13 protein-coding genes and 2 pseudogenes are annotated in these 15,147 nt (G+C 61.9%); 9 read left to right on the forward strand and 6 right to left on the reverse strand.

The genetic code is table 11. The annotated features are described in order from the left end of the window. The first annotated feature begins 32 nt into the window (after positions 1-32). Entirely contained in the window at positions 33-323 is a 291-nt protein-coding gene (locus tag PQR27_RS21700) for a hypothetical protein (RefSeq protein WP_408525714.1), read from the forward strand. 58 nt (positions 324-381) lie between these two features. Here the strand turns inward: PQR27_RS21700 and PQR27_RS21705 are convergent, their stop codons facing one another. Both PQR27_RS21705 and PQR27_RS21710 read right to left on the reverse strand, forming a co-directional pair. Further along, positions 382-1,452: an MBL fold metallo-hydrolase gene (locus PQR27_RS21705; protein ID WP_408528262.1), complete on the reverse strand. Its 1,071-nt coding sequence runs from the start codon at positions 1,450-1,452 to the stop codon at positions 382-384. A gap of 69 nt (positions 1,453-1,521) precedes the next feature. Further along, positions 1,522-2,175 carry a peroxiredoxin gene (locus tag PQR27_RS21710; protein ID WP_408525715.1) on the reverse strand — a complete coding sequence of 218 codons (654 nt, stop codon included), beginning with the start codon at positions 2,173-2,175 and terminating at the stop codon, positions 1,522-1,524. 295 nt (positions 2,176-2,470) lie between these two features. On the opposite strand from PQR27_RS21710, the pseudogene PQR27_RS21715 reads away from it, so the two are divergent. Then, positions 2,471-2,698: pseudogene (locus tag PQR27_RS21715) on the forward strand (phosphate ABC transporter substrate-binding protein PstS); the annotation flags it as partial. 35 nt (positions 2,699-2,733) lie between these two features. On the opposite strand, the gene gad reads toward PQR27_RS21715, so the two are convergent. Both gad and aspT read right to left on the reverse strand, forming a co-directional pair. Next, on the reverse strand, positions 2,734-4,113 hold the full coding sequence (gene gad / locus PQR27_RS21720; RefSeq protein WP_408525716.1) for a glutamate decarboxylase: 1,380 nt from the start codon (positions 4,111-4,113) through the stop codon (positions 2,734-2,736). A 164-nt stretch (positions 4,114-4,277) separates the two neighbouring features. Continuing rightward, a complete protein-coding gene (gene aspT / locus PQR27_RS21725) occupies positions 4,278-5,969 on the reverse strand; it encodes an aspartate-alanine antiporter (RefSeq protein ID WP_408525717.1) in 1,692 nt (563 codons plus the stop codon). Positions 5,970-6,168: 199 nt separating this feature from the next. On the opposite strand from aspT, the pseudogene PQR27_RS21730 reads away from it, so the two are divergent. Further along, positions 6,169-6,333: pseudogene (locus PQR27_RS21730) on the forward strand (aldo/keto reductase); the annotation flags it as partial. Between the two features lie 101 nt (positions 6,334-6,434). Here PQR27_RS21730 and PQR27_RS21735 read toward each other — a convergent pair. Then, positions 6,435-6,890: a hypothetical protein gene (locus tag PQR27_RS21735; protein WP_408525718.1), complete on the reverse strand. Its 456-nt coding sequence runs from the start codon at positions 6,888-6,890 to the stop codon at positions 6,435-6,437. A gap of 334 nt (positions 6,891-7,224) precedes the next feature. Between PQR27_RS21735 and PQR27_RS21740 the strand changes: the two genes are divergently transcribed. Next, on the forward strand, positions 7,225-8,067 hold the full coding sequence (locus PQR27_RS21740; RefSeq protein WP_408525719.1) for an alpha/beta hydrolase: 843 nt from the start codon (positions 7,225-7,227) through the stop codon (positions 8,065-8,067). A gap of 30 nt (positions 8,068-8,097) precedes the next feature. Here the strand turns inward: PQR27_RS21740 and gcvA are convergent, their stop codons facing one another. Then, the gene (gene gcvA / locus PQR27_RS21745) at positions 8,098-8,988 is read right to left on the reverse strand and encodes a transcriptional regulator GcvA (RefSeq protein ID WP_408525720.1); all 891 of its coding nucleotides are present in this window, start codon (positions 8,986-8,988) and stop codon (positions 8,098-8,100) included. A gap of 136 nt (positions 8,989-9,124) precedes the next feature. Here gcvA and PQR27_RS21750 point away from each other — a divergent pair, with 136 nt between their 5' ends. From PQR27_RS21750 to PQR27_RS21770, 5 genes are all read left to right on the forward strand, one after another. After that, complete coding sequence (locus PQR27_RS21750; protein ID WP_408525721.1) at positions 9,125-9,970, forward strand: transketolase; 846 nt, start codon at positions 9,125-9,127, stop codon at positions 9,968-9,970. Further along, complete coding sequence (locus PQR27_RS21755) at positions 9,967-10,965, forward strand: transketolase family protein (RefSeq protein ID WP_408525722.1); 999 nt, start codon at positions 9,967-9,969, stop codon at positions 10,963-10,965. Before PQR27_RS21750 ends, PQR27_RS21755 begins: the two co-directional genes overlap by 4 nt. Before the next feature lie 96 nt (positions 10,966-11,061). Further along, complete coding sequence (locus PQR27_RS21760) at positions 11,062-11,826, forward strand: SDR family NAD(P)-dependent oxidoreductase (protein ID WP_408525723.1); 765 nt, start codon at positions 11,062-11,064, stop codon at positions 11,824-11,826. Between the two features lie 205 nt (positions 11,827-12,031). Beyond that, complete coding sequence (locus PQR27_RS21765) at positions 12,032-13,075, forward strand: TRAP transporter substrate-binding protein (protein ID WP_408525724.1); 1,044 nt, start codon at positions 12,032-12,034, stop codon at positions 13,073-13,075. A 4-nt stretch (positions 13,076-13,079) separates the two neighbouring features. Next, positions 13,080-14,939, forward strand: a complete 1,860-nt coding sequence (locus PQR27_RS21770; RefSeq protein WP_408525725.1) for a TRAP transporter large permease — start codon at positions 13,080-13,082, stop codon at positions 14,937-14,939. The last annotated feature ends 208 nt before the right edge of the window (positions 14,940-15,147 follow it).

The following is a 15,147-nucleotide window of genomic DNA, read 5'->3' on the forward strand; positions in this document are numbered from 1 at the left end:
TGGCGGTCCGCTCCCGTTTCAGATCGCCAGGCATGCGAAAGTGGTGCAAAGCCGCTGCTGTAATCGTGCTGATGGCAGCGACGGCGCTAGCGCTTGCAATCGGCGAAGGCATGGCGGACGCCGACTCACCGGCGGTACACCGAACGGTGGAATCCGCACCGGACTGTTCAGCGAAATACGCGGCGTTGCTCGACCTCGCAGAACTGGCGAGGCGTGACGGCAAATCGTCCGAGGTCGTGGTGCGCGGGTTGAGCGAGCAGGGCGGAGCGATGAGTGAATGTCTGCCCGCCAACAGGCGCGGCGCAGACGACAACCATCAATGAACCAGGTGGATGCGGGACAGGCATCCGGATGCTGTCACGGCATCCGTGAAAAACGCGCCTACATGCTGGCGTTTTCGACCACGCGTCCTTCCGCGCGCCAGCGCAGCATGCCGCCGCCAAGATTGGCCACGCGCTCGAATCCCGACTGCCGCAGCATGACCGTAGCTTGTGCGGACCGTCCGCCGGCCCGGCAGACCGTCACGATCGGGCGTTCTTTCGCGAGTTCGCTGGCACGTCCCGCCAGTTCGCCGAGTGAAATGAGCCTGGCATCGGGAATACGCCCCAACGGTCCGTCAAACTCGTCAGGCTCGCGCACGTCGACGATCTGGACCGCACGCAGATTTTCTTCGAGCCATTGCGCGTTGATTTCCCAGATGCCCGCAAAGGTGCATGTCAGCGGCGCCCAATCGGGCTCCCCCATCTGCGCGGGCAGGCTGGTGGCGAGGCCGCATTTCAGATTTGCCGGCACGGCGACGTCAATCTGCTTCGGATGCGGCAGGTTCAGATTCGTCATATAGCCGATAAAGTCGGCTTCGCACAATTCACCGCCCAGACGCGGGTTGAAGCGCCGCTCTTCAGCGACACTCGTGACGGTCAAGCCGCGGTAGTCGTGCGCCGGGTAAAGCAGACAGGTTTCGGGCAGCGTAAAAATCTCGGTGTGAACCGCCCTGAACATCGCGTGTGCATCGCCGCGCTGGAAGTCCGTGCGCCCCGTGCCCCGGATCAGGAGGCAATCGCCGGTAAACGCCATGGATTCGTCGTCGAGCACGAGGCTGATGCAGCCATTCGTATGACCCGGTGTTGCGCGCACGGTCAGGAACCGCTTGCCGAACCGGCATGGGTCGCCATGATTCAGATAGCGGTGCGCGCCTTCTGCGCCGCTCGCGGCCGATATCGCAATCTGGCTGCCCGTGCGGCGATTGAGCATCCACGCGCCGGTCACATGATCGGCGTGGACGTGGGTGTCGATGGTGTAAAGCAGGCGCAACTGGAGCTCTTCGATCAGTGCGGTGTCCCGGCGTACCTGTTCGAATACCGGATCGATCAGCACGGCCTCCCTCGTTGCACGATCGGCAAGCAGATACGTGTACGTGGACGATTGCTGGTCGAATAGCTGCCGGAAGATCAACACAATTTCGCTCCGTTGAACGCCGGACGTTGAACCGTCCGGCGCACCTCGCTTCAATGGACGAGAACCTCACTTCGGGTGTGCCACATACCGCAGGTACGGCTTCAAGGTTTTGAATCCCTGCGGATATTTGCGCATTGCATCATCGTTCGAAACCGACGTGGGAATGATAACGTCCTCACCCGGTTTCCAGTTTACAGGCGTGGCTACCGTGTGCTTTGCATTGAGCTGCAGCGCATCGAGCAGACGCAATACCTCGTCGAAATTGCGGCCGGCGGTCATTGGATACACGAGCATGGCTTTGACTTTCTTGTCGGGGCCGATGAGAAACACCGAGCGTACCGTTGCATTGTCCACCGCGGTGCGCGGGCCGCCGCTCGCGTTCGGGTGGATCATATCGTAGAGCTTCGCGACATTCAGGTCCGCGTCACCGATCATTGGGAAGTTGACCGCGTGTCCCTGTGTCTCCTCGATATCCTTGGCCCATTTCTCGTGATCGCTGACGGGATCGATGCTGAGTCCGATCACCTTGGTATTACGTTTATCGAATTCCGGTTTCAGACCCGCCATATATCCGAGTTCCGTGGTGCAAACGGGGGTGAAGTCCTTGGGATGTGAAAACAGGATCACCCAATGGTCGCCGATCCATTCATGAAAATGAATCGTGCCTTCGGTGGTTTCGGCAGTGAAATCCGGAGCTTCTTCTCCTAATCGAATCGACATCTCTCCTCCATGGAACATGGTGAGCCGCCGTACTACCAGAGCTGCCGTCGAAACGGCGGTCCGGCTGTCGGGGTTGTAGTCAGGCGACGGGTTTGACTAAAGATCGGCCTCCTGCACGTCAGTGCGTCATGCGCGGTCGGTTATTCGGGGGAGCAACGGATTCGACTGCTCACCAGACCGTGACGCAGACAGCCGCCGGATGGCGCCACGGGCCGCCTTTCTAGCGTAGAACAAAAGCGCTGTGGGCGGTGGCTATGATGCCGGCCGAATCCGCCATCGCGACGCCGCGAGGCGAGAGTGGCCGGTGGTCGGCGCCACATTCGTGCTGGTGCATACGACGCAGGACAAGCCTGAGCAGGGCAAGGCGACCTTGAAATTCTTCGCCTGGGCGTTCAGGAACGGCGGGCAGGCCGCACAGGGTCTGGACTACATTTATTTGCCCGAGCAGGTCGTGACTGAAATCCGCTCGCAGTGGCAGACCAGAGTGAAGGACGCTGCGGGGAAAGCCGTCGGCGGCGAATGACGGGGTGCCGGGACGGCTTGAGCCAGTTCACCCCGTCAACACTTCGCCGGCGACGTCTTTTCCTCCTTATGTCCGTGCAGTTCAGGTGGCGTGGCGTTGCCGCCATGTTCCTCCAGGAATTTGCACGCACTGACGATGTCCTTGGCCAGAAGCATCGCGACATTGCGGTTGATATGTGGCCGCACCACCACGCGCAGGCTCTTCACTTCCTGCGCGTCCGGCGGCATCGAATAGGCTGACAGCACCCAGCCTTTTTCGCGCACCTTGTTCGAAACATCGAATTCGTTGAAGTTCTTCACCTTGGGGTCGAGCGTGACGGCTACCACAGGAATACGCTGGGTTTCGTTCATGATCGTGAAATAGCCGCTTTTGACGAGCACGTCGCGAAGCGCGATCGCATTGTTCAGCGTGTGAGTCATGATGCGTTTGTAGCCGTCGAAGCCGAGCCTCAGGAACTGGTAATACTGCACGGCGATAGGTGCGGCATTACGGCTGAAATTCAGCGTGGCTGTCGGCATCTCGCCGCCAAGATAATTCACGTAGAAAATCAGATCTTCATTGAAGACCTTGCGCTCGCGGAAAACGACCCAGCCGAGACCCGGCGGCGTGAGGCCAAACTTGTGACCCGACGCGTTGATCGACTGCACGCGTGGTAGCCGGAAATCCCATTTGTAATCCGGGTAGAGGAACGGATTGACGAAGCCACCCGAGGCCCCGTCGATATGCATTGGAATCGACACACCGGTTTTCTTTTCGTATGCGTCGAGCCAGTCGTGGATTTCCTGGATGTCATCGTCCTCGCCGGTGAAGGTCTGCCCCGCGATCGCCACCACAGCGATCGTGTTCTCGTCGACATATTTGTCGAGGTGTTCGGCAGTCAGCCGGTAATTGCCCGGCTTGAGCGGCACGATACGCGGTTCCACGTCGAAGTAGCGAAGAAACTTCTTCCAGACGATCTGCACGTTGCCGCCCGTGACCATGTTGGGGCGGGTCGCGTCCTTGCCGGCCTTTTCACGGGCCTGACGCCAGTTCCACTTGTGAGCCAGGCCCGCAAGCATGCAGGCCTCCGATGACCCGATGGTCGCGGCGCCGTACGGTTCGACATCCTTCGGGCCATTCCACAATTGATGAAGCCACCGAACCATGCGCGTTTCCATCGCGAAGGTTTGTGGATACATGTCGTGGTCGATGTAGTTCTTATACATATTGCGTGCGCCCGTCGCCACGGCCTCAGGCTCGGCAAAGGTCGTCACGAAGGAGGACATGTTCAGCATCGGATTCGTGTCGGTCCACTCATCGCTCGCCACTAGTGCCTCCGCGGCGCGTGCGGAAATGCCGGATTTCGGAAACTCATCCTCGGGAATCTCGAAGTTGAATTCATCGTACGGCGTAATTTTCTCGGCTGGTGTGGCCATCGCTCACTCCTATGTACGGTTCAATCAATGAACGTAGCGATCACAGCACCTTGTTCTTATCGAGTTTTTTTGCCGGACGCAGCGTTGTATCGTTCGACGTGTTCGGCCGGAAGCTGCCGGATGACGCGTCCGATCTGCACGTAGTCGCTCCCCGAATTAGCGCCTCAGGTCAGCATCATGACCAGGACCATCCCCCAGATCGTGAGTAGCGTGTTGCCGACCGCGTAGGTCACGGTATAGCCTAGTCCGGGCACCTGGCTCTTCGCGGCATCGCAGATCATGCCGAGCGCGGCAGTCGTGGTTCTGGCGCCTGCGCAGATCCCGAGCAGCAGCGCCGGATGGAACTTGAAGATGTACTTCGCGATGAACATGCCGAGGACGAGCGGCACGGTGGTAGCGAAGATGCCCCAAAGGAAGAGGCTAATGCCCAATTGCTGAAGTCCTTTGACAAAGCCGGGTCCCGCGGTAATACCCACGACCGCGATAAAAACGTTCAGGCCGACTGAGTTCATGAACCAGATCGTCGGTTCAGGAATGCGCCCGAAGGTCGGGTGGATCGCGCGGAACCAGCCAAAGATGATGCCGGCGATCAATGCGCCGCCTGCCGTCGATAGCGTAATGGGCACCGCGCCGATCTTGATGACGACGGCGCCGACCAGCGCACCGAGCGTAATCGCGAACCCCATGAAAGCGATATCGGCAGCATTCGTGGGCCGGTCGACCACGCCGAGCGCTTTCGCTGCTGCGCTGGTGTCCTGAGTACGGCCGACGAGCGTCACGGTGTCGCCACGATGCAACTCCGTGTTGGGTAGCACAGGGATGGGCGTTTCCGTCGCCCCGCGTTTGATCTTGCGAAGAAAGACTCCGCGCGCGCCAGGGAGTTTGCCGAGCTCGGCGAGCGTCTTGCCGTCTACCGCCTTGGCTGTGACGTAGATATCCACACCCTCAACGGGCACCGCCAGCAATTCCGGATCGTCGATTTCCGCGTCGCGTGGCCCCAGGAGCTGCACGAGTTGCTCGCGCCTTCCCACGATGGCGACGACATCGCCAGCATGCAGGACGTCGTCGATCCTGGCGTCCATGACTTCGCTGCCGCGTCGGATGCGCTCGATATATAACCGCACGCCTGTAGGCGATGCCGCCTCCGCCTGGCCGACCGTCATGCCGACTGCGGCGCCTCCTTCCGCGATGCGGTAGGCACGCAACTCGTATTGATGCCATGCCTGACCGGAACCGCCCATTTCCTTTTCACCACCGAACTGCGCTTCATAGTCCTTGCATGCGGCGACGAGGTCGATACGTAACAGTATCGGGCCGAGCGTCGCGAGGATCAGCGCGGAGCCGATGGTGCCGAATATGTAGGTCACTGCATAAGCGGTTGGCATTGCGTCGAGCAGTTGTTTGGTCTGGTCCGCGGGCAAGCCGACGCGATTGATCGCATCCGTGGCAAGGCCCATCGATGCCGAGATCGTCTGCGATCCCGCGAACAGGCCCGCTGCGGAGCCGACGGTATAGCCCGCGAGCTTCGCCGCCGCATAAGGCGCGGCCAGACACAGCAGGCATTGAACCACCGAGAAAATCGCTTGCGGCAGGCCATCCTTTGCAATACCGCGAACGAACTGCGGACCGACGCCGTAGCCGACCGCGAACAGGAACATCAGGAAGAAGACGGACTTGACGTTTGACGAGATGGTGATGCCCAACTGTCCAATCGCAATGGCCGCCAGCAACGTGGCCGTCACCGCGCCGAGACTGAAGCCGCGATAACTTTTTCCCCCAACCCAGTAGCCGATTCCCAAAGACAGAAAAATGGCAATTTCCGGGTAACTACGTAGCGTTGCAGTAAACCAGGACATGGGCACTCCCGCGTATGGGTGATTGTTTTAAACGGAGTACTAATAGGTGGGGGAGGGCCGCTCGCCATATCCGGCGCGGCCGGCGGAGTGCCGGATGCAATTGGATAAACACAGAGGGGCCGAGCAATTTCCGCTAGTAGTCTAGGATATAAAACGTGAAAGACAATTGTTGGTTGGGCGGATCACTGGCCGCTTCGTGGGGCGAGATACGGAAGCACGGTGGGACAGCTATGTCGAAGCATTGAAGCTGCAACTCAGGCCGGATGACGAGAAAATCGTGGATAGCCTGGTTGTGCTGCGGCACGCATCCACGCCGGGCTATAACGATCCGGGCTATCCGATCGAAGGGCGGCGCGCCCGTTGATTACGGCGCGCTGTTACGGCGAAGCAAAACCACGCAGGTTCGAGAAAGAGGCGCGCTGCGCCTCTTTCCGTCTGTGCGGCCGGCTGGCCGCTCGTGCTGGATCAATGCCGCACGATGATTGTTTGCGCATCGTCGGTGTCATCAAACGCGGTGTCTTGTGCGGACGCGCGTTTGCGGTTGACGGCTTGCGCGGTAGCCGCGGATTCGCCGTTCGCATCGGCAAGAAAACGCGTCGCCCGGCTTGCGCTGCTGCGGCTTTGAGTGAAGCCCGTGGCGTCGAGCGCGATCGCGTGGAAGAGTTCACGATCGCATTCGATCTCCTGCCGATACTGCTCGCCGGTGCTGACGAGCAACTCGAGCAGGGTCTGCTGGTCTTGTCTGTCCTCGCTCGTCACAGCAGGAGTCCTGCATATCGAGGCCGCAAGCGCAATCAGCTTGTCCAGTTGGCTCAACTGCCGGTTGCAGAGATCGAAGGTCGACAAGGCGAGCTTCTCGTACTGAAGTGCGTCGACCGGCGGGCGTGAAGCGGGTTGAGAGTTTTTAGCGTTTTTGCTCATGTTGCACTGTCCCAGTGTGTTGCTTGGATCGCCCGACACTCACCTGCAGTGGGTGTGCGGTGGGTATCGCAGGCTGCTTAAGCCGGTCGCCGGGTCTCGCCCGACGACGTGGTGATTGTAAATCACACCCGGCGGCTAGCTTTCAACCATGCAAGCTAAATGTTTGATTCTGGTTGTCTGATCGCATCAAGGTGTCGCTGTCACAAGCTGACAGACCGTATGTTTCGCTGAAATTTGGCTGTAAGTCACCGTTGCTAGAGTCCTTCAAAGCATTTTTTGCCGCTGGATGCCGGACCGTGTTCACACGCACGCATAAAGGACAAGAGCGACAACCATGAATACAATTCGTGCATGCTGGCTCATTCTGACACTGCTTTTCGCGAGCCCCGTCTGGGCGTTTCAGACGCGGGTCGTCACCATTCCCAGCGCCGCGATGCATCGGTCGTTCGAAGCGACGGTGGTGCTGCCGGACCAGTACGCACGCGGCAAGACGGCCGATCGCTTCCCGGTTGTCTATCTGCTGCATGGCTCCGGCGGTGACTACACCGACTGGACCGCGAATTCGCATATCGGCAAGCTCGCCGACCGCTATCACGTGATACTCGTGATGCCCGACGGCGGTCACGAGAGCTGGTATATCGACAGCCCCGTCGATCCCCGCAGCCGTTACGAAACCTATGTGGGCACGGAAGTGGTCGCGTATATCGACACGCATTTCCGCACGATCGCCACGAAACAGGGGCGCGCGATTACGGGTTTGAGCATGGGCGGATTTGGCGCATTGCGTATCGCACTGGATCGGCCGGATGCGTTCGGGGCGGCGGGGAGCATCAGCGGCGCGGTGGATCCGCGGGGTTGCGAGGATGAACCGGGTATCGACCAGGTGTTCGGCGATCCTGCCCGCCACGCCGACTTCTGGAACAACGAAGCCATCGTCGAGAACGCCCGCACGTTTGGCAATGCGCATATTGCGTTGACAATCGATTGCGGTGTGAACGACTCGCTAGTGCAATCGAACCGCATGCTGCATGCGCGGCTGGTTGAGTTGGGCGTGCCGCACGATTATGCGGAACGCCCGGGCGGCCACACCTGGAAGTATTGGGCCAACGCGGTTCAGTATCAGGTGCTGTTCTTCGCGAGTTCGTTCAGACGCAGCGGGGTAGCGGCGCAGACCTGAGGTGTGTGCCGCCATGGCACGTCACCCCTGTCACCGCTCGAGTTCCGCAAATAGCCAGTCCTGAAAGCTGCGCAACTTCGGCAAATCGGCACGCGACTTCAGCAGGTTCAGCGTATAGCCGTACACGCTGAGCCCTTCAAAGCCGAACGGCGCCACGAGCCGCCCCGTTTCCAGTTCGCGTTGCGCCAGCAGCAGGCTCTCCAGACACACCCCCAACCCGTCGACCGCGGCGCTCAGCGCCATGAACGAGCGGTCGAAACGCGGCCCCCGCCCAACGTCCAGCCGTATCTTGCGATGCTGCCGCATCCAGTCGCGCCAGCCGACCAGACAGCCCTCGCTATGGATCAGTGGATGGTGCTGCAAGTCCGCGACACTGCGCAGCGGAAAGTCGCCGGTCACTAGCGCCGGCGCGCAGAGCGGCACGATCGTCTCCGGCGGCAGTTCGAGCACCAGCGTGCCCGCCGGCTGAAGCTTGCGGGGGCCATAGCGGATGTCGATATCCACCGCTTCCGAAATTAGATTCACCGCCTCCGACGACGCATTCAGGCGCACGTCGATATCCGTATGCGCCGCGCTGAAGCGGGCGATGCGCGGCATCAGCCACTGCGTCGCAAAGCTCGGCGTGCTATGGATCGTGAGGATGTCGCTCTTCGCGACCCGGCCGATCTCGCGGGTGGCCGCCTCGATGCGTCCGAACGCTGCGGTGATTTCTTCAGCGTATTGCCGGCCGGAATCCGTGAGGATCACCGTGCGATGCAGCCGATGGAACAGACGAATGCTCAATTGCTCCTCAAGGAGCTTGATTTGATGGCTAACCGCGGAGGGCGTGACGAACAGTTCTTCTGCTGCGAGCGCAAACGACGAAAGCCGCGCGGCAGCTTCAAATGCCTGTATCGACTTGAGGGTAACGCGATTGTGCATGGCAGCATCAAGGTGAATTCAATTCATCTATCAGCCATCTTAATTCGTTTGAGCGCGTGTGTGCAGGAGATTACGCTTGAGTTACTGGCAGCGGCATCGAAAACGGCCCTGCAACCGACCCCTCGAGGAGACCACAGTGAACATCAGCGAAACCGCGCCTTTTCCGCAACTCGCGGAGCACGCCTACCAGATCCGCCGCAACGCGCTGCGCATGGGCGAGGTGCAAGGGCAGGGCTATATCGGCCAGGCACTCGACATCGCCGACGTGCTGGCCGTCGCTTACTTCCGCGCCATGCGTTATCGCGCCGACGATCCCGAATGGGAAGGCCGCGACCGCTTCCTGCTTTCGAACGGCCATTACGCGATCGCGCTGTACGCGGCGCTGATCGAGGCCCGCATCATCGCCGACGAAGAGCTGGAAACCTATGGCAGCGACGACAGCCGTCTGCCGATGTCCGGCATGGCGAGCTACACGCCCGGCATGGAGATGTCCGGCGGTTCGCTCGGGCAAGGTCTGACGATTGCGGTCGGCCGTTGCCTGGGGCTTAAGCGCAGCGGCTCCGACGCGTTCGTCTACACGTTGTTCTCCGACGGCGAACTCGACGAAGGTGCGGTATGGGAAGGGCTGATGTCCGCCGCGCACTGGAAGCTCGACAACCTGATCGCGATGGTCGACGTCAACAACCAGCAGGCCGACGGGCCGTCGTCGAGCGTCATGGCGTTCGAGCCGCTGGTCGACAAGCTGCTGGCGTTCGGCTGGTTCGTGCAGCGGGTTGACGGCAACGATCTCGCGGCCGTGGTCGCAGCATTCGACGTGGCACGCGCGCATCCGGAAGCGCAGCCACGCATCATCGTTTGCGATACGCGGATGGGCTGCGGCGTGCCGTTCCTCGAAGCGCGTGAGAAGAACCACTTTATTCGCGTCGATGCGCACGAGTGGCAACTCGCGCTGCAGGCGCTGGAAGCCGGGAGAACCGTATGAGCGCCGCCGTACCGAAACCACGTCTGAAGACTTCGGCGATGATCGCCTCGATCGCCGGTGAAGGGCAGCTCACCCGCTCGGCGCCGTTTGGCCATGCGCTGGTCGAACTGGCGCGCAACCGGCCCGAAGTGGTCGGCATGACCGCCGACCTCGGCAAATACACCGACCTGCATCTGTTCGCGAAGGAATACCCCGAGCGCTACTATCAGATGGGCATGGCCGAGCAATTGCTGATGGGCGCCGCGGCCGGCATGGCGCACGAAGGCTCACAGCCGTTCGTGACCACCTACGCGGTGTTCGCCGCGCGCCGCGCCTATGACTTCATCCATCAGGCGATTGCCGAAGACAACCTCGACGTCAAGATCGTCTGCGCATTGCCAGGCCTTACCACCGGCTACGGCCCGAGCCACCAGGCGGCGGAAGACCTCGCGCTGTTTCGCGCCATGCCGAATCTCACGGTGATCGATCCTTGCGACGCGCTCGAAATCGAGCAGATGGTGCCGGCGATCGCCGACCATCGCGGGCCGGTCTATGCGCGGCTTCTGCGCGGCAACGTGCCGGTCGTGCTCGACGAATACGACTACCAGTTCGAACTCGGCAAAGCGAAGCTGCTGCGCGACGGCGCCGAGGTGCTGATCATCTCGTCCGGGATCATGACGATGCGCGCGCTGGAAACGGCCAAGGCGCTCGCCGCCGACCGCGTCGACGTGGGCGTGTTGCATGTGCCGACCATCAAGCCACTCGACACCGTCACGTTGCTGCGCGAAGCGCGCCGTCCGGGCCGCCTTGTCGTGGTGGCGGAGAACCATACGGTGATCGGCGGGCTGGGGGAGGCGGTGGCCACGGTGCTGCTGACCAACGGCGTGACGCCGCCGTTCCGGCAGATCGGCCTGCCCGACGCGTTCCTCGACGCGGGCGCGCTGCCCACCTTGCACGAACGCTACGGTATTTCCACCGAGGCGATGTGCGACACGATCAAAGGCTGGCTGCGCTAGTCGCCCATCAGCGTTCGCAAGCGCCACATCCACGCGTAGCCACCGATAGCAAACCACGTAGCAAACCCTACGCTTCATATTCAGGAGATCCGCATCATGTCAGAGTCACGTCTTCTCGACGGCAAGGTCGCCGTCATTTCCGGTGGCGCGTCGCCGCGCGGTATCGGTATGGCGACCGCCCGCAAGTTCGCCGCGCACGGCGCACGTATCGCCATTTTCGATCTCGATGAAGCGGCCGCAGTCGAAGCCGCCGCGTCGATCGGCCCCGAACATCGCGGTTACGTGTGCAACGTGACCGACCGTGGCGCCTGCCAGGCCGCTGTCGAGCGCACTGTCGCCGATCTCGGTTCGATCGATATCCTGATCAATAATGCGGGCATCACGCAGGCCGCCAAACTGCTCGACATCGACCCGGCAAGCTGGGACCGCATTCTCGATGTCAACCTGCGCGGCGTGTTGTACCTGTCGCAAGCCGTCGTTCCGCAAATGAAGAAACAGAAGAGCGGTTCGATCGGCTGCATGTCGTCGGTGTCGGCGCAGCGCGGTGGCGGCATTCTCGGCGGCCCGCATTACTCGGCGGCGAAGGCCGGCGTGCTGGGCCTCGCCAAAGCCATGGCGCGCGAACTCGGCAACGACGGCATCCGCGTGAACTGCGTGACGCCAGGGCTGATCCAGACCGATATCAACGCGGGCAAGATCAGCGACGACAAGCGCGGTGAGATTCTCGCCGGCATTCCGCTGAACCGGCTCGGCGTGCCCGACGATGTGGCCGGCGCTTTCCTGTTCCTCGCGTCGGACCTGTCGTCGTATATCACCGGCGCGGTGATCGACGTGAATGGCGGCATGCTGATTCACGGCTGATTCACAACTGAATCCAGGCTGATTCAGGGCTGGTTTGGCGCTTAACCCGGTCCGGCAGGACGGGGCCGTCTGGCGGGAGGCCGGCGGCAGCGATGGAGACCTCGTAGTAGAGAACAGACCACCGTGGCGAGCGACACGTGCAGCCGCCACGGTTCAAATTCGAAAAACCATAACGACGCGCGATCCAGGTTTGGAGGAAGACACCATGACTACCCGTTCGAACGACCCGCAAGGCATCAACCGCCGCAGCTTTCTGAAGGCCGGTGCCGCCCTGTCCGCTGCCGTGCCGCTATGGAGCATCTCGCGGCGCGCGATGGCGGCCCCGGAGTTCTCATACAAGCTCGCGACCGGCCAGGACCCGACTCATCCGGTCAATATCCGCGCCCAGGAGGCGATCAATCACATCCGCGAGGCGACCAACGGCCGCCTCGACATCAAACTGTTTCCGCAGAACCAGCTCGGCTCCGACACCGATCTGCTTTCGCAGGTGCGCAATGGCGGCGTCGAGTTCTTCAATCAGGCTTCGTCGATTCTGGCCACGCTGACGCCCGCCGCGGGCATCGTCAATACCGGCTTCGCGTTCAAGGACTACGACGCGGTCTGGAAAGCGATGGACGGCGACCTCGGCAACTACGTCCGCGCGCAGATTGCGAAATCGGGCATCGTCTCGGTCAGCAAGGTCTGGGACAACGGCTTCCGGCAGATCAGTTCGTCGACCAAGGCGCTGCGCGCGCCGGCCGATCTGAAGGGCTTCAAGATCCGCGTGCCGCAGGCGCCGATGCTGACCTCGCTGTTCAAGGCGCTCGACGCGGGGCCCGCGCCGATCAACTTCAACGAGCTGTATTCGGCGCTGCAAACCGGCGTGGTCGAAGGGCAGGAAAATCCGCTGCCGATCATCGCTACCGCCAAACTCTACGAAGTGCAGAAGTACATCAGCCTCACCTCACACGTGTGGGACGGTTACTGGATTCTCGGCAACCGCGCCGCATGGGAGCGTTTGCCGGCCGATCTGCGCGCGATCGTCACGCGTGAGTTCGAAAAGGCCGCCATGCTGCAGCGCGCGGATATTGCGAAGCTGAGCAGCTCACTGCGCGTCGATCTGAAAGCGAAGGGCATTACGTTCGTCGATGTCGACCGCGAGGCATTCCGCGGCGCACTGGCCAAGACTAGCTTCTATCACGACTGGAAAGCCAAATACGGCGACGAGGCGTGGGGCCTGCTTGAGAAAACCGCCGGAAAACTGGGGTAATGCGATGACCTCGATCTCCTATTCGCACGAGCGGCAGCATCGGTTCGCCTGTGCGCTCGATTCCGCGCTCGGGCATCTGGTGGAGATTCCCGCCGCCTTGCTGGTGCTTGCGGAAATCTTCGTGCTGCTGGCCGGCGTGACGAGCCGTTATCTGCTGCACGAGCCGCTCGTCTGGTCCGACGAGCTCGCGTCGATGCTGTTCCTGTGGCTCGCGATGCTGGGCGCGGTGATCGCCTTGCGGCGCGGCGAGCATATGCGCATGACGGCGCTGGTCGGGATGGCGCCGCCGGGCGTGCGCGCCTTCCTCGACGTGGTCGCGATCGCCGCGCCGATCGCGTTCCTCGCGATGGTGATCGGCCCGGCGATCAGTTTCGCGCAGGACGAATCGTTTATCACCACGCCAGCGCTCGAACTGTCGAACTCGTGGCGGGCTGCCGCGCTGCCGGTGGGCTCGGCGCTGATGCTGCTGGTGGCCGTGGTGCGGCTCGCCCGCATGGGCAACTGGCGCCTGACGCTGGCCGCGCTCGCGACGGTCGGCATATTGGTGGTCGGCTTTATCGCGTTGGGACCGCTGCTGCGCGACCTCGGCAATATCAACCTGCTGATCTTCTTCGTCGGACTGGTGGCGCTCGGCGTGCTGAGCGGTGTGCCAATCGCGTTTTCGTTCGGACTCGCCACCTTCGGCTATCTCGCACTGACGACCAACACGCCGATGCCGGTGGTGGTCGGCCGGATGGACGAGGGCATGTCGCATCTGATCCTGCTGTCCGTGCCGCTCTTCGTGTTCCTCGGGCAGCTGATCGAGATGACCGGCATGGCCGCGGCGATGATCGCGTTCCTCGCGAGTCTGCTGGGTCACGTGCGCGGTGGGCTGTCGTATGTGCTGGTCGGCGCGATGTATCTGGTGTCGGGCATCTCGGGCTCGAAAGCCGCGGACATGGCGGCGGTCGCGCCGGTGCTGTTTCCGGAGATGAAAGCGCGTGGCGCGAAGCCCGGCGACCTCGTGGCGCTGCTGGCCGCCACCGGCGCGCAGACGGAGACGATTCCGCCGAGCCTGGTGCTGATCACGCTCGGTTCGGTAACCGGGGTATCGATCTCCGCGCTCTTCACCGGCGGCATGCTGCCGGGGATCGTGCTGGCGATCACGCTGTGCATCGTCGTGCAGTGGCGCTACCGGGGCGAGGATATGTCGGGTGTGAAACGCGCGACACGTGGCGAGATTCTGCGCAAGCTGATCATTGCGTTCCCGGCGCTGGCATTGCCGTTCGTGATTCGCGCGGCGGTGGTCGAAGGCATTGCGACGGCTACCGAGGTGTCGACGATTGGCATTGCGTACGCGGTGCTGGCCGGCCTGCTGATCTATCGCCGCTTCGAGTGGACGCGGCTGAAGCCGATGCTGATCGATACCGCGACTTTGTCGGGCGCCATTCTGTTGATCATCGGCGCGGCCACCAGCATGGCGTGGGCGTTGACACAATCGGGCTTCTCCGGCCAGCTCGCGCAGACCCTCGGCGCTTTGCCGGGCGGCGCGGCGATGTTCATGGCGGCTTCCATCTGCGTGTTCGTGATTCTCGGCAGCGTGCTCGAAGGGATTCCGGCGATCGTGCTGTTCGGGCCGCTGATGTTTCCGATCGCGCGGGCGATGCACATTCACGATGTGCACTACGCGATGGTAGTGATTCTCTCGATGGGCGTGGGGCTGTTCGCACCGCCGTTCGGTGTCGGCTATTACTCGGCGTGTGCCGTGAGCCGCATTCATCCCGACGAGGGCATGAAGCCGATCCTCGGCTATATCGCGGCGCTGATGGTCGGGTTGATCATCGTCGCAGCGGTGCCGTGGATTTCGACCGGTTTCCTGCATTGACGCTCTGACGCGCGAGGTTGCGCTGCTCGTAGCGCAGCCTCGTGCGATGTTCCGCCGCCGAGTCTGTTTCGTTTCGTCCCGATCCGTTTTGCTTGCCGCCGCCCTGCATGCCGGGGCGGCGTAGAGGAGCCTTTTGCCATGTCCACCACCGAAGCTCAGCTTGCCACACCGATTGCTTCGCCTGTTTCGCCTGTTCCAGTCACGCCTT

It is taken from the genome of Paraburkholderia fungorum, from assembly GCF_046027215.1.
Taxonomy (GTDB): Bacteria; Pseudomonadota; Gammaproteobacteria; order Burkholderiales; family Burkholderiaceae; genus Paraburkholderia; species Paraburkholderia fungorum_D.

Coding starts and splice junctions, on each gene's coding strand:
- PQR27_RS21710 (WP_408525715.1), bottom strand. CDS start 2,175: ATGTCGATTCGATTAGGAGAAGAAGCTCCGGATTTCACTGCCGAAACC.
- PQR27_RS21760 (WP_408525723.1), top strand. CDS start 11,062: ATGTCAGAGTCACGTCTTCTCGACGGCAAGGTCGCCGTCATTTCCGGT.
- PQR27_RS21735 (WP_408525718.1), bottom strand. CDS start 6,890: ATGAGCAAAAACGCTAAAAACTCTCAACCCGCTTCACGCCCGCCGGTC.
- PQR27_RS21765 (WP_408525724.1), top strand. CDS start 12,032: ATGACTACCCGTTCGAACGACCCGCAAGGCATCAACCGCCGCAGCTTT.
- PQR27_RS21770 (WP_408525725.1), top strand. CDS start 13,080: ATGACCTCGATCTCCTATTCGCACGAGCGGCAGCATCGGTTCGCCTGT.
- PQR27_RS21700 (WP_408525714.1), top strand. CDS start 33: ATGCGAAAGTGGTGCAAAGCCGCTGCTGTAATCGTGCTGATGGCAGCG.
- gcvA (WP_408525720.1), bottom strand. CDS start 8,988: ATGCACAATCGCGTTACCCTCAAGTCGATACAGGCATTTGAAGCTGCC.
- gad (WP_408525716.1), bottom strand. CDS start 4,113: ATGGCCACACCAGCCGAGAAAATTACGCCGTACGATGAATTCAACTTC.
- aspT (WP_408525717.1), bottom strand. CDS start 5,969: ATGTCCTGGTTTACTGCAACGCTACGTAGTTACCCGGAAATTGCCATT.
- PQR27_RS21740 (WP_408525719.1), top strand. CDS start 7,225: ATGAATACAATTCGTGCATGCTGGCTCATTCTGACACTGCTTTTCGCG.
- PQR27_RS21755 (WP_408525722.1), top strand. CDS start 9,967: ATGAGCGCCGCCGTACCGAAACCACGTCTGAAGACTTCGGCGATGATC.